This window comes from Allochromatium vinosum DSM 180, from assembly GCF_000025485.1.
In the GTDB taxonomy this organism is placed as follows: domain Bacteria; phylum Pseudomonadota; class Gammaproteobacteria; order Chromatiales; family Chromatiaceae; genus Thermochromatium; species Thermochromatium vinosum.
This window is the reverse complement of sequence record NC_013851.1, coordinates 2,190,149-2,214,469: the sequence shown is the minus strand read 5'-3', so window position 1 is coordinate 2,214,469 and position 24,321 is coordinate 2,190,149. Positions and strand designations below refer to the sequence as shown.

23 protein-coding genes are annotated in these 24,321 nt (G+C 66.5%); 7 read left to right on the top strand and 16 right to left on the bottom strand.

Annotated features, from left to right (window positions below):
• Positions 1–3 precede the first annotated feature (3 nt).
• From ALVIN_RS09630 to rfbF, 4 genes are all read right to left on the bottom strand, one after another.
• Positions 4–840, bottom strand: a complete 837-nt coding sequence (locus ALVIN_RS09630; RefSeq protein WP_012971133.1) for an NAD-dependent epimerase/dehydratase family protein — start codon at positions 838–840, stop codon at positions 4–6.
• A gap of 70 nt (positions 841–910) precedes the next feature.
• Entirely contained in the window at positions 911–1,474 is a 564-nt protein-coding gene (gene rfbC, locus ALVIN_RS09625; RefSeq protein WP_012971132.1) for a dTDP-4-dehydrorhamnose 3,5-epimerase, read from the bottom strand.
• Between the two features lie 24 nt (positions 1,475–1,498).
• Complete coding sequence (gene rfbG / locus ALVIN_RS09620) at positions 1,499–2,554, bottom strand: CDP-glucose 4,6-dehydratase (protein WP_012971131.1); 1,056 nt, start codon at positions 2,552–2,554, stop codon at positions 1,499–1,501.
• A complete protein-coding gene (gene rfbF, locus ALVIN_RS09615; protein ID WP_012971130.1) occupies positions 2,544–3,350 on the bottom strand; it encodes a glucose-1-phosphate cytidylyltransferase in 807 nt (268 codons plus the stop codon). Before rfbF ends, rfbG begins: the two co-directional genes overlap by 11 nt.
• A gap of 206 nt (positions 3,351–3,556) precedes the next feature.
• Here rfbF and ALVIN_RS09610 point away from each other — a divergent pair, with 206 nt between their 5' ends.
• Entirely contained in the window at positions 3,557–7,792 is a 4,236-nt protein-coding gene (locus ALVIN_RS09610) for a translocation/assembly module TamB domain-containing protein (protein ID WP_012971129.1), read from the top strand.
• On the opposite strand, the gene ALVIN_RS09605 is transcribed toward ALVIN_RS09610, so the two are convergent.
• The 7 genes from ALVIN_RS09605 to ilvD form a co-directional block, all read right to left on the bottom strand.
• Positions 7,765–9,282 carry an FAD-linked oxidase C-terminal domain-containing protein gene (locus ALVIN_RS09605; RefSeq protein WP_012971128.1) on the bottom strand — a complete coding sequence of 506 codons (1,518 nt, stop codon included), beginning with the start codon at positions 9,280–9,282 and terminating at the stop codon, positions 7,765–7,767. The two genes, ALVIN_RS09610 and ALVIN_RS09605, sit on opposite strands and share 28 nt — an antisense overlap.
• Positions 9,283–9,439: 157 nt before the next feature.
• Positions 9,440–9,727, bottom strand: a complete 288-nt coding sequence (locus ALVIN_RS09600) for a type II toxin-antitoxin system RelE/ParE family toxin (RefSeq protein ID WP_012971127.1) — start codon at positions 9,725–9,727, stop codon at positions 9,440–9,442.
• A complete protein-coding gene (locus ALVIN_RS09595; protein WP_012971126.1) occupies positions 9,712–9,984 on the bottom strand; it encodes a hypothetical protein in 273 nt (90 codons plus the stop codon). The genes ALVIN_RS09600 and ALVIN_RS09595 overlap by 16 nt, the downstream gene beginning before the upstream one ends.
• Positions 9,985–10,037: 53 nt before the next feature.
• A complete protein-coding gene (moaD, locus tag ALVIN_RS09590) occupies positions 10,038–10,292 on the bottom strand; it encodes a molybdopterin converting factor subunit 1 (protein ID WP_012971125.1) in 255 nt (84 codons plus the stop codon).
• Positions 10,293–10,313: 21 nt separating this feature from the next.
• Positions 10,314–11,567, bottom strand: a complete 1,254-nt coding sequence (locus ALVIN_RS09585; RefSeq protein ID WP_043795595.1) for a molybdopterin molybdotransferase MoeA — start codon at positions 11,565–11,567, stop codon at positions 10,314–10,316.
• On the bottom strand, positions 11,567–12,097 hold the full coding sequence (moaB, locus tag ALVIN_RS09580) for a molybdenum cofactor biosynthesis protein B (protein ID WP_012971123.1): 531 nt from the start codon (positions 12,095–12,097) through the stop codon (positions 11,567–11,569). The genes ALVIN_RS09585 and moaB overlap by 1 nt, the downstream gene beginning before the upstream one ends.
• 46 nt (positions 12,098–12,143) lie before the next feature.
• A complete protein-coding gene (gene ilvD, locus ALVIN_RS09575; protein WP_012971122.1) occupies positions 12,144–13,991 on the bottom strand; it encodes a dihydroxy-acid dehydratase in 1,848 nt (615 codons plus the stop codon).
• 174 nt (positions 13,992–14,165) lie between these two features.
• Here ilvD and ALVIN_RS09570 point away from each other — a divergent pair, with 174 nt between their 5' ends.
• Both ALVIN_RS09570 and ALVIN_RS09565 read left to right on the top strand, forming a co-directional pair.
• Positions 14,166–14,792, top strand: a complete 627-nt coding sequence (locus tag ALVIN_RS09570) for a microcompartments protein (protein ID WP_012971121.1) — start codon at positions 14,166–14,168, stop codon at positions 14,790–14,792.
• A gap of 26 nt (positions 14,793–14,818) precedes the next feature.
• A complete protein-coding gene (locus ALVIN_RS09565; protein ID WP_012971120.1) occupies positions 14,819–15,382 on the top strand; it encodes an NUDIX hydrolase in 564 nt (187 codons plus the stop codon).
• A 73-nt stretch (positions 15,383–15,455) separates the two neighbouring features.
• On the opposite strand, the gene argF is transcribed toward ALVIN_RS09565, so the two are convergent.
• The 3 genes from argF to ALVIN_RS09550 all read right to left on the bottom strand — a co-directional run bounded on the left by argF (position 15,456) and on the right by ALVIN_RS09550 (position 18,313).
• Positions 15,456–16,376 (bottom strand): ornithine carbamoyltransferase, encoded by a 921-nt coding sequence (gene argF / locus ALVIN_RS09560; protein WP_012971119.1) that lies wholly within the window; start codon positions 16,374–16,376, stop codon positions 15,456–15,458.
• A 27-nt stretch (positions 16,377–16,403) separates the two neighbouring features.
• Positions 16,404–17,582 carry an aspartate aminotransferase family protein gene (locus ALVIN_RS09555; protein ID WP_043795594.1) on the bottom strand — a complete coding sequence of 393 codons (1,179 nt, stop codon included), beginning with the start codon at positions 17,580–17,582 and terminating at the stop codon, positions 16,404–16,406.
• 149 nt (positions 17,583–17,731) lie between these two features.
• Positions 17,732–18,313: a superoxide dismutase gene (locus tag ALVIN_RS09550; protein WP_012971117.1), complete on the bottom strand. Its 582-nt coding sequence runs from the start codon at positions 18,311–18,313 to the stop codon at positions 17,732–17,734.
• Between the two features lie 211 nt (positions 18,314–18,524).
• Between ALVIN_RS09550 and ALVIN_RS09545 the strand changes: the two genes are divergently transcribed.
• Entirely contained in the window at positions 18,525–20,300 is a 1,776-nt protein-coding gene (locus ALVIN_RS09545; protein ID WP_012971116.1) for an N-acetylglutaminylglutamine amidotransferase, read from the top strand.
• 89 nt (positions 20,301–20,389) lie between these two features.
• A complete protein-coding gene (gene grxD / locus ALVIN_RS09540) occupies positions 20,390–20,719 on the top strand; it encodes a Grx4 family monothiol glutaredoxin (RefSeq protein WP_012971115.1) in 330 nt (109 codons plus the stop codon).
• 10 nt (positions 20,720–20,729) lie between these two features.
• On the opposite strand, the gene rnt is transcribed toward grxD, so the two are convergent.
• Positions 20,730–21,410, bottom strand: a complete 681-nt coding sequence (rnt, locus tag ALVIN_RS09535; RefSeq protein ID WP_012971114.1) for a ribonuclease T — start codon at positions 21,408–21,410, stop codon at positions 20,730–20,732.
• A gap of 123 nt (positions 21,411–21,533) precedes the next feature.
• Between rnt and ALVIN_RS09530 the strand changes: the two genes are divergently transcribed.
• Positions 21,534–22,280 carry an MlaA family lipoprotein gene (locus ALVIN_RS09530; RefSeq protein WP_012971113.1) on the top strand — a complete coding sequence of 249 codons (747 nt, stop codon included), beginning with the start codon at positions 21,534–21,536 and terminating at the stop codon, positions 22,278–22,280.
• Between the two features lie 161 nt (positions 22,281–22,441).
• Positions 22,442–22,753 carry a hypothetical protein gene (locus tag ALVIN_RS09525; protein WP_012971112.1) on the top strand — a complete coding sequence of 104 codons (312 nt, stop codon included), beginning with the start codon at positions 22,442–22,444 and terminating at the stop codon, positions 22,751–22,753.
• A gap of 17 nt (positions 22,754–22,770) precedes the next feature.
• Here ALVIN_RS09525 and ALVIN_RS09520 read toward each other — a convergent pair whose 3' ends face one another.
• Positions 22,771–24,318 (bottom strand): J domain-containing protein, encoded by a 1,548-nt coding sequence (locus ALVIN_RS09520; RefSeq protein ID WP_012971111.1) that lies wholly within the window; start codon positions 24,316–24,318, stop codon positions 22,771–22,773.
• Between the last annotated feature and the right edge of the window lie 3 nt (positions 24,319–24,321).

Genomic DNA, 24,321 nt, shown 5'->3' with positions numbered 1-24,321 from the left:
GTTTCAGACGGAAACGGTTTGGTTCAGCCGCGCCGCATCGCCCCAAAAGGCCAGCGGCTCATAGTCTGGATAAGGATAGCAACCAAACTGGGGCCGGATCGTCCAGCCCTGTTCGCTGATCCAGCGTTCAACCAGGCGGCGTATCGAAATCGGGCGTCCGGAACAAAGATTGATCAGACTGAAGGCGCACGGTCGCATGGCCAGCGTTACGAGATGGCGCGCGGCCTCGGCAACGTGCAGGTAGTCGCGCAACTGCTCCCCGCCTGACATCTTGAACTGTGGTTCGCCACGCTGTGCCGCTACCGAGAGTTGCGCATACAGTGAACCGGATGCCTGTCCTTCGCCCCAGAGGTAAAACAGCCGCGTCCAGACGAGCTGTGTGGCGTGTTCGGCCGTCAGATACTCCAGCTGACGGCGCAGGGCGTCCTTGGCGAAGCCATAGGCGGTACAGGGATCGGTCGGCGTCTGCTCGGAGAGCGCACCACTTTGCAGGCCGTACTCAAAGCAGGTTCCGGCCACCACGAGCTTTTGCAGCCCGGCTTCGATCAGGCCTTTCAAGAAGCCGTAATGATGAGGCAGTCCCTGCTCGAAATGATGGCGTGAGCGGTAGTTGGGCAAACCGTGCCAGGCCAGATGAATCAGTACTTCGGGAGCGCCCAATCGCTCGAACGCATCCGGCGGCGGGTTGGCGATGTCAAGAGGCACGAAACAGCAGCGGTTGCTCGCTCCTGAAGGGGTTCGGGCCGTGGCGACGGCTTCGATGCCTGAGTCGAGCAGGTGGTTGATGACATGCTGCCCGAGAAAACCAGTTGCACCTGTAACGGCGATACGGGACTTCATGTCAGGTCATGTACCCGGAAAGTCGTTTCATCCGGCCCGGCGTCTGGCCACGGCGGTAAGCATCGCTTGCTCACAACGATAGCCCTTCGAATTGTGGGTCGAGCGGTGGATGCCCGCGATCGCGGGACGAGAGCTGCGTGATCGGCCCAGGCCAGCGAACATCGAGCCGGGGATCCTCAGGGTGCAGCCCGCTCTCGCTGGCGGGCACATACTCGGCTGTATTCAGGTAAAACAGTTCCGCGTCATCGCTCAGCGTCTGAAACCCATGCGCACAGCCCTCGGGAATCACCAGCATCCGCCCATCAGCGGCACTGAGCCGTTCGCCATGCCAGTGCAGAAAAGTCGGCGAACCGGCGCGCAGATCGACTGCGACATCGAAGATTTCGCCGCGCAGACAGGTGACGATCTTGGTCTCGGCGTGCGGCGGGTGCTGGTAATGCAAGCCGCGCACGGTGCCGCGCCGATGGGTGAGGCTGCGATTGATCTGCACGATGGGTTGGCCGTGCGTGACCGACTCCAGCTCGCGGGCGCAGAACAGCCGTTCGAACCAGCCGCGCTCGTCGGCGATCGGCTGGCGCTCGACGACGACGACGCCGGCAAGTGCGGTTGGCTGAAGACGAAAGCGTTGAGACATGGTGAGCGGCAACGGCGGTCGACGTTATGGCATTGGGGTCTGATAGTCGCGGATCTGCTCGCGGGTGACAACTCGCATATCGGCCTGCGAACGCCAGGCTTGATGCCAGGCGAGCGTGTACTCCAGGGCGCGCTCCAGCGGCCAGCGCGGACGCCAGCCGAGCCGGGTGCGGGCCTGGGTGCTGTCGAGATCGAGGCGCATCGACTCGCGTGGTCCGGGGACTGGATCGGATTGCCAGCGTCCCTGGGTCCGTTCGCACAGCCGGCGCACGACCTGCTCGACCGGCCAGGCGTCGCCCGGATCCGGGCCGAAGTTCCAGGCGGCTGCCATCCCGCTCTCCTGGGCGTGGAGACGCTCGGCCAGACTCAGATAGCCGGCGAGCGGTTCGAGCACATGCTGCCAGGGGCGGATCGACTGGGGTGCGCGCAGGCGCACTGCTTCGCCGGCATCGAGCGCGCGCAGCACATCGGGGATCAGCCGATCCTGCGCCCAGTCGCCACCGCCGATGACGTTGCCGGCGCGCACACTGGCGACCTGGACGCCGGCCTCGGCGAGAAAGGCGCTCCGATACGCCTGCGTCGCCAGTTCGGCGGCGGCCTTGCTGCTGGAGTAGGGGTCATGGCCGCCGAGCGGATCGTTTTCGCGATAGGGCCAGACCCATTCGCGGTTGTCGTAGCATTTGTCGGTCGTCACCACGACCACGGCCCGCACGCTCGGACACAGGCGCACGGCCTCCAGCAGATGTACGGTCCCCATGACATTGACGGCATAGGTCGCGACCGGATCGGCATAGCCCGCGCGCACCAGCGGTTGGGCGGCGAGATGGAAGACGATCTCGGGTTCGGCGTCCAGGATGGCCCGGTTCAGGACCGGCGGATCGCGCACGTCGCCGATGACATGCCCCGACAAGCCGTCAGTCAGACGCGCGACGGTGAACAGATTGGGCGTAGTCGGCGGTTCGAGCGCATAGCCGTAAACCTCAGCCCCCAATTCGGCCAGCCAGAGCGCCAGCCAGCCACCCTTGAAGCCGGTATGTCCGGTGATGAAGACGCGACGCCGTCGCCAGAATTCAGGATTCATGTCGTTCGGTCCAGCACTTCCAGGGCGCGCGGCCCGAGGCCCACAGGGACTCGAGATGGTTCTTGTCGCGCAGGGTATCCATCGGTTGCCAGAAACCCTGGTGCTCGAACGCCATGAGCTGCCCTTGAGTACTGAGCTGGGGCAGCGTGTCGATCTCCCAACTGGTCCGGTCATTGGCAATGAGTTCGATACAGCGTGGCGAGAGCACGAAGAAACCGCCGTTGATCAGCCCATCCCCACCGCGCGGCTTTTCGATGAAACCGGTGACGGTCGACCCGGCACGCTCGATGGCGCCATACCGCCCAGGCGCGGGTACGGCGGTGACGGTCGCCCAGCGTCCATGTTCACGATGGAAGGCGATGAGCGCCCGGATGTCGACATCGCTCAGCCCGTCACCATAGGTGAAACAGAATGCCTCCTGATCGCGCAGATAGGCCGCGACCCGCTTCAGACGCCCGCCGGTCTGGGTTTCGGCGCCGGTGTCGACCAGCGTCACCCGCCAGGGCTCGGCCTGATGCTGGTGGACTTCGAGCCGGTTGTGGGCCAGATCGATGGTGACGTCCGACATGTGCAGGAAATAGTTGGCGAAGTATTCCTTGATGATGTAGCCCTTGTAGCCACAGCAGACGACGAAGTCGGTCACGCCGTGATGGGCGTAGAGCTTCATGATATGCCACAGGATCGGCATCCCGCCGATCTCGATCATGGGCTTGGGCCGCAGATGCGATTCCTCGACGATGCGGGAGCCCAGCCCGCCGGCGAGGATGACGGCTTTGATGGGGTTGGAGTTTGGCATGCGTCAGTGCAAGTACAGTGTGAGCGTGTAGCGGCTTGACCTCGGATCACCGTCCTGGATGGTGGCATACTCCAGCACATGCTGTCATGTCGGCTATCGGTCTGGGGGAGCGCCCTGAAGGGGCGCTCGCCGTCCGCTCTCATCGCCTCATGCTATGCTCGTCTCCAATCATGGCGAGGTTCGACTCAACCCGACGAGGTCCAGATATGTCAGGTTCCAGCCCCGGACGGTTTGCCGTATGGGTGGTTCTTCTGCTGTTCGTGCTGCCGCTGGCGCGTGCCGAGGCTCAAGCCCTGTTGCAGCCCGCTGAGTCCACGACTCGATCGGGTAGCGATGAGCGCATCGGGATATCGATCCCTGACGCACTCGAACCCTGGGTACCCTGGGTGCTGGAGCAGGGACCGAACGGCCGCGATCGGCGCGCCTGTCCGCTGGATGCGCGTGGTGTGAGCCGGCTCTGTGCCTGGCCGGGTCTGTTGCAGCTCGAACTGGACGCTCGGGGCGGCCGTTTCGAGCAGGTCTGGGAGCTGAAGGCCGAGGATTGGGTTTCGCTGCCGGGCGACGTCGATCTCTGGCCGCAGGACGTGCGCGCCGACGCGGAACCACTGCCGGTCACGGCGCGCGACGGACGTCCATCGGCGCGGCTGCCTGCCGGCCGGCATCGTCTGACCGGACGCTTCCAGTGGCGCGAGCGTCCCGAATCCCTGCCGCTGCCCCCCGAGACCGGACTCCTGACTCTGGCGCTCGATGGACGTGCGCCGATCTCGCCGCGACTGGACCGGGACGCACGCCTTTGGCTGCGCGATCCCGGCCAGACGCGCGCGGACGGGGAGGGCGATCGTCTGCGGCTGGAGGTCTATCGGCGCCTCGACGACGACCTGCCGCTGCGCGTCCTGACCCGACTTGAACTGGAGGTCTCCGGGCGCGCGCGCGAGATCCGGCTCGGTCCGGTCCTGCTGCCCGACGGCATCCCCGCGAATGTCGTCAGTCCTCTGCCGACCCGCCTGGAGCCGGACGGGACGCTGCGCGTCCAGGTGCGTCCCGGACGCTGGGTGCTGGAGGTCGCGAGCCATCATCCAGGCGCCGTGACCCGACTGTCGCGCCCGACCGACCTGACCGCGCCCTGGCCCGAGCGCGAGGTCTGGGCCTTCGCCGCCCAGCCCGAGCGCCGTCGGGTCGAGCTGTCCGGCCTGGAGCGGCTCGACCCGAGCCAGACCGGGCTTCCGGGTGATTGGGCGCGGCTGCCGGTCTATGCGGCCGGCCCAGGCGCGGTCCTCACCTTCACCGAGCAGGGACGCGGCGACACGGACCCTGAGCCGGATCGACTGCGACTCGCGCGCGAGATCTGGCTCGACTTCGATGGACAGGGCTATAGCGCGCGCGACCGTCTCAACGGCGACCTGACGCGAAGCTGGCGGCTGGAGGCCGCGCCCGGTCTCGATCTGGGGCAGGCGCGGGTCGATGACGAGCCGGTGCTCATCACCCGGCTCAACGCCGAGTCACCGCCCGGTGTCGAGGTGCGACGCGGTCGCCTGGATCTGGTCGCTGACAGCCGTCTCGACGCCAAATCCGACTGGATACCGGCCTCGGGCTGGTCGCTGGCGCTCGACGGGGCGACCAGCCGGCTGCATCTGCCGCCGGGCTGGGATCTGGTGGCCGTCTCCGGGGTCGACAATCGTCCCGACACCTGGCTGGCGCGCTGGACCTTGCTCGATCTGTTTCTGGTGCTGATCCTGGCGCTCGGCGTCGGGCGTCTGTGGGGGCTGGGCTGGGGCGCGCTGGCGCTCGTGACGCTGGCGCTCATCTGGCTCGAACCCGGTGCGCCGCGTCTGGTGTGGCTGCATCTGCTGGCGGCCGCCGCGCTGTTGCGTCTGTTGCCCGATCAGAGCGAATCGCACGGACTGGCGCGCTGGCGCACTGTCGTGCTCTGGTATCGGCGGCTGGCGGTGCTCGTGCTGCTGGCGATCAGTCTGCCTTTCCTGGTCTCCGAGGTTCGCAGCGGACTGTATCCACAGCTCGCCCAACCGTATTGGAGTTCGGGCGGCGGCGTGGTGGGCGCCCGGATGCCGGCACCGACGCCCAGCTTCGCCTTCGATGAAGCATTGCCGGATGCGGCGACGCTGTCCGCCCCGGCTGAACCCGGGATGGCACGTCGCGAAAGCAAGGTCTACGCTCCCTCGTCGCTGGCACGTCCAGCCGCGCCACCGCCGCCTCTGGAACGGCTCGATCCCAAGGCGCTGGTCCAGACCGGACCGGGTATCCCGGACTGGCAGTGGCGTCAGGTCGATCTGAGCTGGACCGGCCCCGTTGGTCCGAGCGATGGAGCGCGACTCTGGTGGCTGACACCGGGCTGGCGTCTGATACTGGTGATCATCGGCGGACTGCTGCTGGTGGCCCTGGGACTGCGCCTGTCGGACCTGAATCTCTCAGGCGCGAACCTGAAACGGCGCTGGCAGGCCGGATTTCGCGCCGGTACGCCGCTGTCGCTGCTGGCCCTGGTCCTGATCCTGGGGATGACGCTGACCCCGCGACCGACCCTGGCCGCCGACTTTCCGAGCCCCGCTCTCCTGGACGAACTGCGCACGCGTCTGCTGGCACCACCCGAGTGTCTGCCCGAGTGTCTGACGCTCTCCAGCCTCGCCCTGAGCGCCGAGCCGGAGCGTTTGACCCTGGATCTGACCCTGGACGCCGCGACCGCCATGGCGGCCGAGATCCTGGATGCCCGCTCGGGCTGGTCGCCGAGTTCGGTGGTCCTCGATGGCGTCGTGCTGGAACGTCTGCGCCGTGACAGCGATGGGCGTCTGCTGGTTCCGCTCGATCCGGGCCGGCATCGATTGCAACTGACCGGCGCGCTCGGCGCCGAGACGCGCATCGATCTGCCGCTGGCGCTCGATCCGCGCCGGGTCGAGGTCGTTGCGGCCGACGGCTGGCGGATCGAGGGCATCCGCACCGATGGCCGGCCCGGACGCCAGATCCAACTGATCCGTCTGGCCGGCGCCGACTCCGGGGGCGAGCGGCCGCTGACTCAGGACGCCCTGCCGCCGCTGCTCCTGATCGAACGTCGGCTCGAGTTCGGGCTCGACTGGCGGGTCGAGACGCGGGTCAGCCGGCTCTCGGCGCCCGATTTTCCGGCGCTGGTTCCGGTGCCGCTGCTGCCGGGCGAATCGGTTCAGACAGCCGCACTCCAGGTCGAAGCGGGACAGGTCCGGGTCGCACTCGCTCCGGGACAGACCGAGCTGCGCTGGACCTCCAGCCTCAAGCCGGTGGCCGAACTCGCCTTGACGGCCAGTACAGATCCGCGCCTGACCGAATCCTGGTGGCTGGATCTCAGCCCGATCTGGCATCTGGACAGCATGGATCTGGCCCCAATCCATCACCGGGGCCAGGGCGAGCGCTGGCTGCCGCACTGGCGCCCGCTGCCCGGCGAGTCCCTGCGCCTGCGCATCAGCCGTCCCGAGGGTGTGCCCGGACCCACGCTGACGCTCGACCGGGTCGATGTCCAGGTCGAGCCGGGGCGACGCGGGACGGACACGACGCTGACCATCACGGCACGGAGTACCCAGGGCGGTGTCTACCAGCTCCAGTTGCCCGAGGGCGCCGAGACAAGAACCCTGAGTGTGGATGGCCGCACCCTGCCGCTGCCAAGCGACCGGACGACACAGGTCGAGCTGCCGCTGGTGCCCGGCACGCAGGAGATGCGCATCGGCTGGCGTCTGGACGCGCCGCTGACAGCGAGCTTCAGCCCGGCCAGTCCGGATCTGGGGCAGACGGCGGTCAATCTCACTCAGCGCCTTCGCCTGCCCGACGACCGCTGGGTGTTGTTCGCCTGGGGGCCGGGGATCGGGCCGGCGGTGCTGTTCTGGGGGCTGTTCGTGGTACTGGCCGGCGTGGCGCTGGTACTCGGGCGCCTGCATCTGACGCCGCTGCGCTGGTACGACTGGCTGCTGCTCGGTCTGGGGCTGGCGCTGTCCGAGGTCTGGGTGGCGCTGCTGATCGGCGGCTGGCTGTTCGCGCTTGGCTGGCGCCAGCGTTTGAAGACGGCGTCCCTGGTCTGGTGGCGCTTCAATCTGGCTCAGTTCGGGTTGGTACTGCTCACGCTTCTGGCGCTGTCGGCCCTGATCGGCGCAGTCCAGCAGGGGTTGCTCGGCCATCCCGAGATGTGGATTCGCGGTCATGGTTCCAGTGCGACCCTGTTGAACTGGTATCAGGATCGCGGCGGCCCGCGTCTGCCGGAGCTCTGGGTCGTCTCAGTACCGTTGTGGGTCTATCGCGCACTCATGCTCGTCTGGGCGCTGTGGCTGGCGGTGCGGCTGCTCGACTGGCTGCGCTGGGGCTGGCAGGGCTTCGCCCGTCCGAGTCCCTGGCTGGACCGGCCCAAGCCGGAACCGGAACCCCTGCGGCTCGATGGGTATGATCAGGACAACGCTGCCGGACGTGGATGATGTTGGCACGGTTGACCGGATGCGGCCGGAGTACTCAGCCGATACTCCGAGCAGCGTCTCGGGGTCGGCACGCCCTTGCCCGGATTGAGCAGGCCGAGCGGGTCGAAGGCAGCCTTGACGGCGTGGAACTGGCGCAGTTCCTCGGGCGTGAACTGGACGCACATCTGATTGATCTTCTCGATGCCCACGCCATGCTCGCCGGTGATGGTGCCGCCGACCTCGACGCACAGTTCCAGCAGGCGTCCGCCCAGTTCCTCGGTGCGCTCCAGTTCGCCGGGCTGGTTGGCGTCGAACAGGATCAGCGGATGCAGATTGCCGTCGCCGGCATGGAAGACGTTGGCCACGCGCAGTCCGTATTCCTGGGACAGCTCGGCGGTGCGCCGCAACACCTCGGGCAGGGCGCGGCGCGGGATGGTGCCGTCCATGCAGTAGTAGTCGGGTGAGATGCGACCGACGGCGGGGAAGGCCGCTTTGCGCCCCTGCCAGAAGCGCAGTCGCTCGGCTTCGTTCTGTGATGTCCGAACCTCGGTCGCGCCGCTGTCGAGCAGGAGATTGCGTACCTGCATGACCTGCTCGGAGACCTCCTGGTTGGTGCCGTCGAGTTCGCAGAGCAGGATCGCCGCCGCCTCGGTCGGATAGCCGGCGTGAACGAAGTCCTCGGCGGCCTGGATCGCCGGGCCGTCCATCATTTCCAGTCCGGCCGGGATGATGCCGGCGGCGATGATGTCGCCGACGGCGCGTCCGGCGCGTTCCACATCGTCGAAGGCGGCCAGCAGCGCCTGGGCGCGCTCCGGGATCGGTAGCAGCTTGACCCGCGCCTCGACCATGACCCCGAGCATCCCCTCCGAGCCGACGAAGAGCGCGAGCAGGTCGTAACCGGCCGAGTCGAGCGCCGCCGAGCCGAGTTCGATCAGCTCGCCCTCCAGTGTGACGAAGGTGACGGACAGCACGTTGTGGACCGTGAGTCCGTATTTGAGACAGTGCACCCCGCCCGAGTTCTCGGCCACGTTGCCGCCGATGGTGCAGGCGATCTGGCTCGATGGGTCCGGGGCATAGTAGAGACCCTGCGGACACACCGCTTCGCTGATGGCGAGATTGCGCACACCGGGCTGGACGCGGGCGGTGCGTCCGATCGGGTCGAGTTCCAGGATCCGGTTGAAGCGCGCCAGACTGAGCAGGAGTCCATCGGGGAGGGGGAGGGCGCCGCCCGAGAGTCCGGTTCCGGCTCCGCGTGCCACTACGGGGACCCGGCGTTCATGGCAGAGCCGCAGGATACGCTGGACTTCGGCGACCGTGCGCGGCAGCACCACCAGCAGCGGCAGTTGACGATAGGCCGAGAGTCCGTCGCACTCGTAGGGGCGGACTTCTTCCTCGCGCTCCAGCACCGAATCGTCCGGCAGGAAGGTACGCAGCTCGGCGACCAGTGCCGCGCGCTTGTTCCTGAGATCCGGGTCGTCGAAGGCCACTCGGGTGGGTTGGATCAGGCTCATCAGCCGCCTCTGTCAGGTGTCGAGTCTTGCACGATCAATGCGGCCACCGACTTCAGGTCGCAAGTCCCGATGCCGTCATGGACTGGGATCGGAGCGCCTTCGCCGTGGACCATGGCGCTCGCGGAGTCGGAACGGAAATCCGCAACGGCTCTGCGGCTCAAGCCTCGGTGGCGCGTGCTCCGATCACGACGCCGAGGATATGCACGTCATCGCCCTGTAGCTCGTAGAGCACGCGCAATCCCTGGATGCTGTAGTCGCGCATCCCTTCGCTTTGAGCCGGCGCGCGTCGCTGATCGAGCGTGGGGCGGGCGAGCAGGCGCTCGGCGCCCTGAAAGACGTGCTCGACCAGCCGCCGAGCCTGGATGGCCGAATCACGGGCGACGAAGGCAGCGATGGCCTCGATGTCGTCGAGCGCCGCGCGCGACCAGATCAGCTCTCCAGCCATCGATCCAGCCGCTGCTTGGCTTCGTTGTTGAGATAACCGCGTCCCTGGGCGATGTCCTCGCGTCCGCGCTCGGCCTTCGCCATCACATAGAGGTGATATTGGATGTCTTCCAGGGTGCAGTCGTCGGGCAGTTGGCGCAGCAGCTCGGTCACGGCCTGCTTGGCGTTGCGCGTGGCTGGAGTCCGCGCCGTCGTTGCCGCGGCGGTCAGAGGCGTGGGAGCGCGAACACCAAGGCGAACGTCGTCGGGAATGTCCATGTCAAAGAAGCCCAGGGTTTCGAGTCGTGAAGCGTGAGAATCAGTCAGCCGTTTCAGCCGCCCGTGACCGGTGGGAAGAAGGCGACTTCCTGTCCGTCCAGGATCGGCGTCTCGGGGCGTGCCAGTTCCTGTTCGACCGCCGCCAGCACGGTTTCCAAACCGCTGAGCGCTTCGGCCCAGACGCCGCCGCGTGCACACAGATGCCGGCGCAGCGCGGCGACAGTCGCGGTATCCCTCGACCATTCAATCTGTTCTTCGCTGGTGTCGAGCCGTTCGCGCAGACGGGCGAAATAGCGTATCCGAATCATGGCGCGTTCCGGGTCTCCAGATCAGTGCAACAGCTCGCCGAACGGCAGGAACTCGACCGGATCGCCGCGCTCGACGACCCGCCCCGGCTGAAGCTGGACCAGGCCATCGGCCCAGGCGACCGAGGACAGCACCGCCGATGAGCGGCTGGGGTAGACGGCGACCTCCAGCTCGCCATCGGCCCCGCGTTCCAGGCGTGCGCGCTGGAATTCGAGCCGCTTGTCCGGGCGCGGCCAGTCGAATCCGGCACGGATCCGGAGCGGACGCACATCCAGCTCGCCCGCGATACCCTGCATCCGCCGGATCAGCGGTCGCGCGAACAGCACGGCGGTGACGAACAGCGAGACCGGATTGCCGGGACAGCCGAGCAGCGGCGTGCCCTGGACCTCACCGAAGGCGAGCGGCTTGCCGGGACGAATCTTCACCTGATGGAGTTCGAGCCGACCGAGTCGCTCGACGGCAGGCTTGATGTGATCCTCCTCGCCGACCGAGACCCCGCCGCTGGCGATGATCAGATCCGCCTCGCGTGCGCCCCGCGCCATGGCCGCGACGGTCGATTCGAGATCGTCGGCAACGATCCCGAGCTCCACGACTTCGCAACCCCAGGACTGCAACAGCCCCATGAGCATGGAGCGATTGGAATTATAGATCTGGCCCGGCCCCAGCGGTTCGCCGGGCAACACCAGCTCGTCGCCGCTGGAGAGCATCGCCACGCGCAGACGACGACGCACCACCAGTCGAGCCACGCCGACCGAGGCCGCCAGACCCAGATGCGCCGGCAACAGCCGCGTCCCGGCCGCGATGACCTCGGCGCCGGTACGAATGTCTTCGCCCGCGCGGCGGACGTTGGCGCCGGCCTTGACGTCGAGCGGAATGCGCACCTGTCCGTCGGACGCTTCGCACACCTCCTGCACGACCACCGTATCCGCTCCCTCGGGCACGGGCGCGCCGGTGAAGATCCGTGCCGCCGTGCCGGGTGCCAGCGGTTCGCCGACCGCACCGGCCGGGATGCGCTGAGCGACCGGCAGCCGACCCTCGTGCGCGGCCAGATCGGCGTGCCGGATGGCATAACCGTCCATGGCGCTGTTGTCCCAGCCCGGCACGTCGATGGGACTCATGACCGGCTCGGCCAATACGCGCCCGAGCGCCGCGTCGAGCGCCAGGGTCTCGGTGCCGTCGATGGGCGAGACGCGCGCCGTCAGAAAGGCGACGGCCTCGTCCTTGGTCAGAGTCTTGCCACCGGCCGCAACCGGCGCACAGTCGTTGGATCGATCCATCATCGTTCGAGCAGACGCGGAATGAGTTGAGCGAAATTGCAGGGCCGGGTGCGGATGTCCAGTTGGGGCTGGAGGATGCGCTCCCAAGCCGTGCGGCAGGCTCCGGTCGAGCCGGGCAGACAGAAGACGAAGGTGCCGTTGGCCAGCCCGCCGAGCGTGCGCGACTGGAGCGTCGAAGCGCCGATCTCCTCGAACGAGACCTGACGGAACAGCTCGCCGAAGCCCTCGACCTGCTTGTCGAGCAGCGGGGCGATGGCCTCGGGCGTGCTGTCGCGTCCGGTCACGCCGGTGCCGCCCGTGCTCAGGATCACCTCGATCTCGGGATCGGCGATCCAGCGCGAGAAGACCGCGCGCAACTGGTAGACGTCGTCGCGGACGATCTCTCGCGCGACGACCGCGTGTCCAGCCGCCTCGGCGCGCTCGCGCAACAGCCGACCGGAGGTGTCGCCGGCTTCGTCCCGACTGTCCGAGACGGTCAGGATCGCCAGTCGCAGCGGGCGGAATGGCTGCTCGGTGAAATGCGCGCTCATTGTCGGTTTCCTCAATGGAGGTGAGTGTCCCGGATGGTCGTCAGCCTCAGCGCAGTTGGCTGACGTCGCGCACCGCGCCATTGGCCGCGCTGGTGGTCATGGCGGCATAGGCTTTGAGTGCGCTCGAGACCACGCGCTGACGCGACACCGGCTGCCAGGCATTCGCCCCCTTGGCCTCCATCGCCTGACGGCGCGCCGCGATCTGCTCATCACTGACCGCAAGATGGATGCGCCGATTGGGAATGTCGATCTCGATGCGGTCGCCGTCCTCGACCAGGCCGATGAGCCCGCCCTCGGCGGCTTCCGGCGAGACGTGGCCGATCGACAGGCCCGACGTGCCGCCCGAGAACCGCCCGTCGGTGATGAGCGCGCAGACCTTGCCCAGTCCCTTGGACTTGAGATAGCTGGTCGGGTAGAGCATCTCCTGCATCCCAGGACCGCCCTTGGGGCCTTCATAGCGGATGACGACGATGTCGCCGGGCTGGATGCGGTCGGTCAGGATCGCGGAGACGGCGTCTTCCTGGCTCTCGAAGATGCGCGCCGGGCCGCTGAAGCTCAGGATCTCGGCATCGACGCCAGCGGTCTTGACGATACAGCCGTCCTCGGCCAGATTGCCGAACAGCACCGCAAGCCCCCCGTCCTGGCTGTAGGCATGTTCGCGGTCGCGGATACAGCCGGCAGTGCGGTCCAGATCCAGCTCGGGCCACTGGGCGTCCTGGCTGAAGGCGACCTGAGTCGGGATGCCGCCGGGCGCGGCGCGGAAACGCGCGTGCGCTTCGCTGTCCTGACTGCGCCCGATGTCCCAGCGCGCCAGTGCCTCGCCCAGGGTCGGGCTGTGCACGGTACAGGTGTCGGTATGGAGCAGTCCGGCACGCTCCAGTTCGCCCAAAATCGCCAGCACGCCACCGGCGCGGTGCACGTCCTCCATGTGGTACTTCTGCGTCGCCGGAGCGACCTTGCACAGATTCGGTACCTTGCGGCTCAGACGGTCGATGTCGGTCATGGTGAACGCGACCTCGGCCTCACGCGCGGCAGCCAGCAGATGCAGCACGGTGTTGGTCGAGCCGCCCATGGCGATGTCGAGACTCATGGCGTTCTCGAAGGCGGCGAAATTGGCGATCGAACGCGGCAGCACGCGCGCGTCGTCCTGTTCGTAATAGCGGCGCGCCAGCTCCACGATCAGCCGTCCGGCTTCGAGGAACAACTCGCGGCGCTTGGCATGGGTGGCCAGCAGCGAACCGTTGCCCGGCAGACTCAGACCCAGCGCCTCGGTCAGACAGTTCATCGAGTTGGCGGTGAACATGCCCGAGCAGGAACCGCAGGTCGGACAGGCCGAGCGCTCGATCCGGTCGACGTCGGCATCGCTCTCGTTGGGGTTGGCGGCGGCGATCATGGCATCGACCAGATCCAGATGCACCTCGCCCCCGGCGCGTTGCACCTTGCCCGCTTCCATCGGCCCGCCCGAGACGAACACCGCCGGGATGTTCAGACGCAGCGCGGCCATCAGCATTCCGGGCGTGATCTTGTCGCAGTTGGAGATGCAGACCATGGCATCGGCGCAATGGGCATTGACCATGTATTCGACCGAATCGGCGATGATCTCGCGCGAGGGCAGGGAGTAGAGCATCCCGTTGTGGCCCATGGCGATGCCGTCGTCGATGGCGATGGTGTTGAACTCCTTGGCCACGCCGCCGGCGGCCTCGATCTCACGCGCGACCAGCTGGCCCAGATCCTTCAGATGCACATGACCGGGGACGAACTGGGTGAAGGAGTTGACGACGGCGATGATGGGTTTGTCGAAATCGGCGTCGGTCATGCCGGTGGCGCGCCACAGGGCGCGTGCGCCGGCCATGTTGCGGCCATGGGTGCTGGTTCTGGAGCGATACTGGGGCATGAGCTTAGATGACCTCGGGACTGATCGAAGTCGCTCAGTATATCGCCGCCAGCCGCAATCCTTGAACACTTTGGGTCCGTGATCATTGCCAGGGCTTGACAGTTTTTGAGTCGGCCAAGGTAATATCCCGTTCGAGGCGCGCGACACGCCCCGCCAAGAGCCGAGTCCATTCGCATGACCCCAAAGATCTCGCTGCGCACCTATACCTTCATCGACTCGCTGCAACCGCAGTTGGCCGCCTATATCGCCACGGTCTCCCAGGGGTTTCTGCCGGTTCCCGGCGATGCCTGCCTGTGGCTCGAGGTCTCGCCCGGCATGGCCGTGCATCGCCTCACCGACGCGGCCCTCAAGTCCACTCGGGTGCATCTGGCCCAGCAGGTGGTGGAGCGCGCCTACGGCTCCATGGTCATCCACCAGCGCGACCAGAGCGATGTCATCGAGGCCGGACGCCTCATCCTCAACAGCATGCAGGCTAGGCAGGACGACCGCCAACCCTGTCGGGTGCAGTGGTCGGAGATCATCCGCGGCATGACCCCGGACCACACTGTCCTGATCAATCGCCAGGAGCGACGCGGCTCCATGATCCTGCCGGGCCAGAGTATGTTCATTCTGGAGACCGAGCCGGCCGGCTATATCACCTATGCGGCCAATCAGGCCGAGAAGGCGGCCCGCATCACCCTGATCGATGTCAAGGCCATCGGCGCTTTTGGCCGCCTGACCCTGGCCGGCAGCGAGACCGATATCGACGAGGCGGCCGCCGCCGCCATCGCGGCCGTGGCGAGTCCGCGCGGCACGCATTAGGTGTGCAGAGAGCCGGGTAGAGAGACATGCACCGCAACGAGTTGTTGGGTCTGCTGGAAGCTTACGAGCCCCAGGTCATGACCGAGGCCGGCTATCTCGAGCGCACGAAGAGCTTCGTGCGTGACCACGAAGACTGTTTCCACTCGGAACGGCTGCCCGGCCATGTCACCGGCTCCGCCTGGGTGGTGAGTCCGGGCCGGGACCGAGTGCTGATGCTGCATCACAAGAAGCACTCGCAATGGTTCCAGCCCGGCGGCCACGCCGACGGCGACGCCGACATCCGCCGCGTCGCCCTGCGCGAGACACGCGAAGAGACCGGCATCGCACCCGAGCAGATCCGCCTGCTCAGCGAGGGTATCTTCGATCTCGACATCCACACCATTCCCGCCAGCGAACATGGTCCGCGCCATGTCCACTACGATGTGCGTTTTCTGATCGAGATCGACGACCGTCTGCCCATCCCAGGCAACGACGAGTCACACGATGTCGTCTGGGTTCCGCTGCATCTGGTGCCGCGCTACAACAACAACCTTTCCACCCATCGCATGGTGGACAAGACCCGCCGGCTGAAGAATCCGCATCGTCAGTAGGCGCGAGCGCCTGCTCCCATACCGCTACGCCACAGGACCTCGATCGTGCGTGGCGCCGGCCGACAGTCAGTTTTCAGTGCGGGATCAGGAATTCGAGCAGCGCCTTCTGGGCATGGAGCCGGTTCTCGGCTTCGTCCCAGACCACCGAGCGCGGGCCGTCGATGACCGAGGCGGCGACTTCCTCGCCGCGATGAGCCGGCAGACAGTGCATGAAGAGGACGTCGTTGCTGGCCTGATCCATGATGGCATCCGTGACCTGATAGCTGGCGAACGCCGCCTGACGCCGTTCCTGTTCCTCTTCCTGACCCATGCTGGCCCAGACGTCGGTGGCGATCAGATGTGCGCCCTCGGCAGCCTCGCGCGGGTCGCGCAGGATCGTGCAGCGGTCGCCGCAAGCGGCCAGCAGGTCGGCGTCCGGCTCGAAACCCTCGGGACAGGCCACGCGCAGCTCGAAGTCGAACAGTTGCGCCGCTTCCATGAAGGAATGGCACATGTTGTTGCCGTCGCCGATCCAGACCACGCGCTTGCCCTGGATGTCGCCGCGATGCTCGTGGAAGGTCTGGAGATCGGCGAGCATCTGGCAGGGATGACAGCGGTCGGTCAGACCATTGATCACCGGGACGCGCGAATGGGCGGCGAACACCTCCACCGTCTTCTGCTCGAAGGTGCGGATCATGACCGCATCGACCATGCGCGAGATGACCCGCGCGCTGTCCTCGATCGGCTCACCGCGCCCGAGCTGGGTGTCGCGCGGCGAGAGAAAGAGTGCATGACCGCCGAGCTGGACCATGCCGGCCTCGAAGGAGACACGGGTGCGGGTCGATGACTTCTCGAAGATCATCGCCAGGGTGCGGCCGGCGAGCGGCTTGAAGTCCTGACCGGCGGCACGCATCCGCTTGAGTTCGGTGGCACGCGCAATCAGCGCTCGGGCCTCGTCCAGGCTCAGATCGAGCAATGAGAGGAAGTGCCGGCAGTCTGTCTGTTGGGTGGCCATCGGAGGATGTCTCTCGCGGGGTCGTCTTCAGGCGTCGCCCAAAAAGCCGTGGATGAGTCCGGTGAGGGTGGCGACCAGTTCATCGATCTGGGCGCGGTCGATGATCAGCGGCGGCAGCAGCCGGATCACCCGCTCGGCGGTGACATTGATCAGGAGTCCGGCGTCGAGCGCCCGGCCGACGAGTTCGCCGCAGGGACGGTCGAGTTCGATCCCGACCATGAGGCCGCGTCCACGGATCTCGACCAGACCATGGGTCTCACCCAGTGCCGCACGCAGCGAATCGAGCAGATAGGCGCCCTGGGCGGCGGCGTTCTCGGTCAGATTCTCGTCGATCAGGGTCTCCAGCACCGCGCGCCCAACGCGACAGGCGAGCGGATTGCCGCCGAAGGTCGATCCGTGCGAGCCGGGCGAGAACACCTCGGCCGCCGCGCCGCGCGCCAGACAGGCGCCGATCGGCATCCCGTTGCCCAGCCCCTTGGCGAGCGTGACCACATCCGGCTGGATGCCTGCGTGCTGGAAGGCGAACAGCCGCCCGGTGCGGCCCATGCCGGTCTGGATCTCGTCGAGCATCAGCAGCCAGCCCGAGCGGTCGCAGATCTCGCGCAGCCGGACCAGATAGTCGTCGGACGGAAGCCGGATGCCGCCTTCGCCCTGGATCGGCTCGATCAGGATCGCAACGATGTTGGGCCGGTTGGTTGCCGCCGTTTCGATGGCGTCCAGATCGTCATAGGGCACGCGCACGAAGCCCTGGACCAGCGGCTCGAACCCGGCCTGGACCTTGCGGTTGCCGGTGGCCGAGAGCGTGGCCAGGGTGCGGCCGTGGAAACTGTGCTCGGCAACCAGGATCGCCGGGTTCTCGATGCCGCGCCGATGGGCGTGGAGCCGGGCCAGCTTGATCGCCGCTTCGTTGGCCTCTGCGCCCGAATTGGCGAAGAAGACGCGATCCATCCCGGCCTGCTCGGTCAGGAGCGCGCCCAGGCGTTCCTGCTCGGCGACGCCGTAGATGTTGGAGGTATGGATCAGCCGCCCGGCCTGTTCGCAGAGTGCATCGCGCACGGCCGGATGGGCGTGGCCGAGTCCGCACACGGCGATCCCGGACAGCGCATCCAGATAGCGCTTGCCGTTGGTGTCCCAGAGCCAGACGCCCTCACCCCGGTCGAAGGTGACGGGCAGGCGATTGTAGGTGGCCATCAAGGGTTCGCTCATGGCGCAAAGACCCCGATCGAGCTTTCAGAATGAAAATAAAAAAGGCGGTTACCCCGCATGGGAAACCGCCTCTGTGTATAAGGCGAAGTGGGCGAATATAACGCGATATTTATATGCTTGACAAGGATCGCGGCATCGATTCGCCTGGTTCAGGCGCTATAGTTGGCGGCGACGAACTCCCAGTTCACCTTGTCCCAGATGCTTTCGAGGTACTTGGGACGGGCGTTGCGATAGTCGATGTAGTAGGCGTGTTCCCAGACGTCGACGGTCAGGAGCGCGGTCTTGCCCGAGGTCATGGGGGTGCCGGCGTTGGAGGTGTTGAAGATCTCGATCGAGCCGTCGGCGTTCTTGACCAGCCAGGTCCAGCCCGAGCCGAAGTTGGTGGCGGCCGACTGGGCGAACTGCTTCTTGAATTCATCGAAGGAACCGAACTTGGCGTCGATCGCCGCCGCCAGCGCACCGCTCGGGGCGCCGCCGCCGTTGGGGCTGAGACAGTTCCAGTAGAAAGTATGGTTCCAGACCTGCGCGGCGTTGTTGAAGATGCCGCCCGAGGACTTCAGGACAATGTCCTCCAGGCTCATGTCGGCGAACTCGGTATCCTGGATCAGGTTGTTGAGATTGGTGACATAGGTCTGATGATGCTTGCCGTAGTGGTACTCGATGGTCTCGGCCGAGATCACCGGCTCCAGGGCGTTCTTCTCATAGGGCAGGGCGGGTAGTTCGTGCGTCATGATCGTCGAGTCTCCTGCGTTTTAGCGTGGGATCTTGGGTTTGGAGGGCTGAGCCGGATCGTTCGCGTGAACGGCATCAGCAGCACGGCCATCCAGGATGAATGCATCGTCACCATGCGGCCGACTCGCCGTTTTTGCAACCATCCCCGCCGGCGATTCGGCTATCCTCTTGGCGATAGTCATCTGATCACCTGGCGGGAGAAGACTTCCAATGTGCGGTATTTGTGGCGAGCTGCGACTCGATGGTGCACCGGCCGATCTGGACGCGATCGGGCACATGATGGCCGAATTGACGCGGCGCGGCCCGGATCATGGCGGCAGCTACAGTGACGGGGCGCTGGCCTTCGGACATCGGCGGCTGGCGATCATCGATCTGTCGGTGCGCTCCAATCAGCCGCTGGTCGACGCCGAACTGGGGCTGGCGCTGGTCTTCAACGGCACCATCTACAACTACCGCGCGTTGCGGCGCGAACTGGAGGCCAAGGGCTATCGCTTCTTTTCCGAGGGCGACAGCGAAGTCATCCTCAAGGCCTGGCACGCCTGGGGGACGGGCTGCGTCGAGCGGCTGCACGGCATGTTCGCCTTCGCCGTCTGGGACGCCGGCCGGCGCTCGCTGTTCCTGGCGCGCGACCGCTTCGGCATCAAACCGCTCTACTGGTCGGAGTCGGGGCGCGTCCTGCGTTTTGCGTCCAATCCACAGGCGCTGCTGGCCGCTGGCGGCGTGGATACGCGGATCGATCCGGTTGCGCTGCACAATCTCTTCACGCTCCATGCCGTGGTTCCGGCCCCGCGCACCATCCTCCAGGGGGTGCGCAAGCTGGCACCTGGGCATTGGTTGTTGATCAAGGCCGATGGCCGTCGCACCGAGCAGGCGTATTGGCGTCTCGCCGCCCGGCGTCCCGAGTCGCCGCTGTCGGAGGGGGAATGGCTGGAGTCCATCCATGCCGCCCTGCGTCACGCGGTCAAGATCCGCAGCGAGGTTGCGGACGTCCCGGTCGGAGTGCTGCTCTCGGGCGGGCTGGACTCCAGTCTGCTGGTGGCCCTGCTCGCCGCGGCCGGAGTCGCGGATCTGCGCACCTTCTCGGTCGGTTTCGAGGACACGCCCGAGGAGGCCGGCAGCGAATTCGAATACTCGGACCTGGTGGTCGAACGCTACGGCACGCGGCACCATAAATTCCTGGTGCCCAACGACCAGGTGCTGACCCGACTGCCCGAGGCGATCGGCGCCATGGCCGAGCCGATGTTCGGTCAGGACGCGGTCGCCTTCTATCTGCTCGCCGAACAGGTCTCGCGCGAGATCAAGGTCGTGCAGTCAGGGCAGGGCGCCGATGAGGTGTTCGGCGGCTATTTCTGGTATCCGCGCATGATGGCCGAGACGACCGGCTCGCCGCTGGAACGCTTTGCCAAGCACTATTTCGACCGCGATCACGACGAATATCTACGGATGATTGGGGCGTCCTGTGCCGGTGAGGACCATACTTCGGCCCTGATCGCCGAGCGTCTGGCCGAGCCGGACGCCGACACCTTCATGGATGCCGTGCTGCGGCTGGATGTGACCACCCTCATCGTCGACGATCCGGTCAAGCGCGTCGACAACATGACCATGGCCTGGGGGCTGGAGGCGCGCGTGCCCTTCCTCGATCACCAGCTCGTCGAACTGGCCGCGCGCTGTCCGCCCGAACTCAAGCTGCGCGAGGGCGGCAAGTATCCGCTCAAGGCGCTCGCTCGCGGGCTGCTGCCGGATGCCGTGATCGACCGGCCCAAGGGCTATTTCCCCATGCCGGCGCTCAAATACGTGCGCGGCCCGTTCCTGGAGATGATGCGCGACGTCCTGACCTCGCGCGCCAGCCGCGAGCGCGGTCTCTATCGCCCAAGCTATCTCGACCAGCTCCTGGCCGCGCCCGACATGCATCACACCCGTATCCAGGGCAACAAGCTCTGGCATCTGGCGCTCTTGGAACTCTGGCTCCAGCGTCACGTCGATTGAGCCGGCACCGCGCGGGAGGATTTGAAAATGCGCCGCCCAGGCCCGACTCTGGGCAGGAGCATCATTCAACGACTATCGAGGAATCCGTGATGGATGTCTTGGAACGCATCGGCGAGCAGGTCAGGAGCAATCCGGTCGTGATCTACATGAAGGGCACGCCGCAGTTTCCGCAGTGCGGTTTCTCCATGCGCGCCGCGCAGGCCCTTCAGCAGTGCGAAGTGCCCTTTGCCTATGTCAACGTCCTGCAAGACCCCGAGATCTTCGAGCATCTGCCGCGCTTTGCCGACTGGCCGACCTTTCCGCAGATCTACATCGACGGTGAGCTGGTGGGCGGCTGTGACATCACGCTCGAACTGCACGCCAGCGGCGAGCTGAAGACGATGATGGAGCAGGCCGTCGCCAAGGCCGACGACGCCTGAGCGACCGTGCTCAAGCCGGCCCCTGGTCCGACCCTGCCACCACCTCGGAATTGCGTTCCCAGTAGCGCTCGGGATCGAGTTCGCGCCAGCGATTGACGACCGCGCAGAACAGCCGCGCGGTCTGCTCGGCGTCATAGGCCGCTGAGTGCGCCTCGCTGTGCTTCCAGTGCAGTCCCGCCGCCCTGGATGCCTTGGCGAGCACGGTCTGACCGAACATCAGTCCGCCGAGCGTGACGGTATCGAAGACGCTGAAGGCATGGAAGGGATTGCGCTTGTAGCCGGTGCGCTCGACGGCGGCCTTGATGAATCCCAGGTCGAAGTGCGCATTGTGTCCGACCAGGATGGCGCGGTTGCAGCCGGTCGACTTCACCGCCTTGCGGATCGGGGTGAGGATGCGTTCGAGTGCATCGTGCTCCGAGATCGCATCACGGAAAGGGTGATGGGGATCGATGCCGTTGAAGGCCAGCGCGCGCGGGTCGAGTTCCGAGCCGACGAAGGGCAGCACGTGGCAGGCGAGCGTCGGCGCGGGTTCGAGCAGACCGTCGGACCGCTGGCGGATGATGACGGCCGCGACCTCCAGCAGGGCGTGGCGCTGGGCATCGAAGCCGGCGGTCTCGACGTCTACCACTACGGGCAGGAAGCCGCGAAAGCGCCGGGCGATGCCGTTGGGGATGTGTTCCTGTTCTCTCATCGCCACAGCATAAGTGCGCGCGCGACGAATGCCAATGCTCTCGGTAGCGGTGAGTCTCCGACACCGCTTCGCGCTGTGGTAGGATTCGGCCAGTCATTGAGGAAATTCGCCAGGTATATGGGTATGGTGATGGGTCGATCATGGACGCGCGCACTGGCTTGGCTGGTGGCGCCAACGCTTTTGCTGGGGTGCGCCTCCAAGCCCGATCGCGAGCTTGATCCGCGCGATCCGCTGGAGCCTTTAAACCGGGCCACCTTCCGCTTCAACATGAATTTCGACAAGGCGCTCGTACAGCCGATCGCCAGGGGTTATCAGAAGGTGACGCCCGAGCCGGTCGATCGCGGCATCACCAACTTCTTCGACAACCTCGCCGATGTCACCTCGGCGGTGAACAACGTCCTGCAGTTCAAGATGTCGCGCGCGGGCAGTGATGTCGGGCGCGTCTTCATCAACTCCACCGTCGGCGTGCTGGGCTTCGTCGACGTGGCCACCAACGTCGGCCTGCCGAGCTACAAGGAAGACTTCGGGCAGACGCTGGGCTACTGGGGCCTGGAGTCGGGCGCCTATCTGGTAACGCCCTTCCTCGGACCGAGTTCCATGCGCGATGCCATCGGTATGGGGGGCGACATCGTCATGGACCCGCTGGTCAATCTCAAGAAGCATCAGGTGCACTGGGGACTGGTCGGGGTACGGGTGATCGACCGGCGCGCGGACCTTCTGACGGCGACCGAGATCGTCGAGGAGGCCTCCATCGATCCCTACAGCTTCGTTCGCGACGCCTATCTCCAGCGTCGTCAGAGTCTGGTCTACGACGGCAATCCGCCGACCGATACCTCACAACCCGATTTCTGGGACGAAGTCGAGTTCTGATCGCCCGACCCATCGGCATCCGGGCGCCGGAGCGCGCGCTCGCTGCCGATGGATGTCCTGCACGGGCAAGCCGTCTACACTGTTGATAGCTCGGCGGGATCTCGGATCGGCGGTGATCCCCTCCATCCGTCGACGTGCCTCAGTATTGGTCACGGTTCCCGATGCAGATCCTCGGTTCACCGGCGGCGCTCTCCTACTCGATCGTTTCCGAGTCCTCTTGGGAGCGGACGCTGCCGGTCGTGCCTCCGCCGGCCGTCACCAGGGCCGATACCGAGGCGCTGACCGAGCGCCCGGTGACGCGAGCCGAGCGCACCGAGGAGTCTTCTCAGCATCGACGTCCCTATAGCGCCCCGGTCAGGGTTATGGCCGGCGATGGGTATGGGCGGCGCGCCATGGCGGCCTATGAGGCCACGCAACGCCTGGAACAGCGCGACGATCTGCGGTCCTTCCAGGGTATCGACGCATACGCCTGATCGCTGAGTCCGGTGGATCAATACCGCGCCCGGAGGATGCTCCAGTCCGCCCCCTTGTGTTCGAGCAGCAGTTCGATGATCCCGGCCTGCGTCACCAGATGCGACTGCCGGTCGAGATAGCTGACCTGGAACACGGCCATGAGGGCGCAGCGCTGACTGTCGGCGATGGGCTGAACCTGAATCTGCTCGAAGCCGATGCGCCGCGCCGAAGTGGTGCGGAACCATTCGGCGTAGGTCTGGCGAATGGCGAACCAGGTGGCCAGCTCGTTCTCCTTGGCCAGCGGGCTGTAGAGCGCCATGAGCGTATCGAGCGCGCCATTCTGATAGGCGCTCTGGAAACGGCTCAGGATCTCGGCGGCGGTCTGGCAGCGGGTGGCGAGCGGTGCACTGGCGGTCGAGACGGCTGGAGCCGTGCTCAGTGTCAGGGGCATCTCGGGTAGTGCCGGCGGCCTGGGCGGCTCGGGCGTGGCCGCTGCCGGAATGTCGGCGTGCGGAGCGAGCGATGTCATGGGGTCGGGCCGGGGCGCACTCAGGGACGGGGCCGCCGGCAGATCCGTCGCCCCGGTGATCGCCGGAATCGCCGTATCCGTTTTTGGCGCCGGTTCCGGCTTGGGTTCCGATGCTGCTTGAGCGGGCTTGTCCGGAGCCCATCTCTCATGATCCGAGACCTCGGGTACGACGCTCGACTCCAGGTCGGGCGGGGCGTTTCCGCGGGAGGCGACGACCGGCACCTCGCTTGGTGAGTCATCCGGCGCGGGCGTCGGTGGAATGATGGCCGGCCGTGGCGCCGCCTCTGGGACCGGCTCGGTCGCGATGATCTCTGGTGGCTGTGGCTCCGGCTCGTCAGGTGTCGGTTCGTCCGCGAGAACGGGTGTCGGCTCGACACCGAGCGGATGGTGAATGATCCGGGGAGCCAGCCGGGGCGGCTCCTGCGGCCAGAGCGCGACCGTGAGTATCAGGGCGCAGACGATGGCGGCCGTGCTCAGCATTCGCTTCTGGAGCGGTGTGAGTGCCAACCAGCGGTCGTGCGTCCAGACCCAGGCCGGCGCGATCGCGTCTCTGAGTGCGGGCGGGAACCAGGCCGGCGGCAGGCGCCAGCTGGATGGCTTTACGGCGTCTCGATGTCCCGGCTCCTGGCGGGTGCCGGCGCGTGTCGTGCCGGTCTCGCCGCGCTGGAAGGCGGCGAAGGCGCGGTTGATCTGTTCGGTGCGACGGGTCGCCCAAGCGGTACGCTCGGGATGCCGGTCCGGGTGATAGACCTGCATCAGCCGGCGATAGCGCAGCTTGGCGTGCGCGGCGGCGGTGCCGGGCGCAAACCCCAGGGTGGCGGGCGAGGGAGGCGCCTCGTCGGGGAAGAACTGCCGGTCGAGCAGACGGTAGGCGCTCGCGCCGGCTTGATCGCGCGCGAGCCGCTGCCGCCCGATGGCCCGCTCCAGCTCGGCCACGCGCGGATTGTCCGGATTGTTCAGCCAGACGAGCAGGGCGTCGAGATGCAGCTCCAGTGCCGGGGTCGGTCGTCCGCCGGCAAGTGCTTTGGCGATCTGGTGTGTCCAGGACAGGCTCATGGA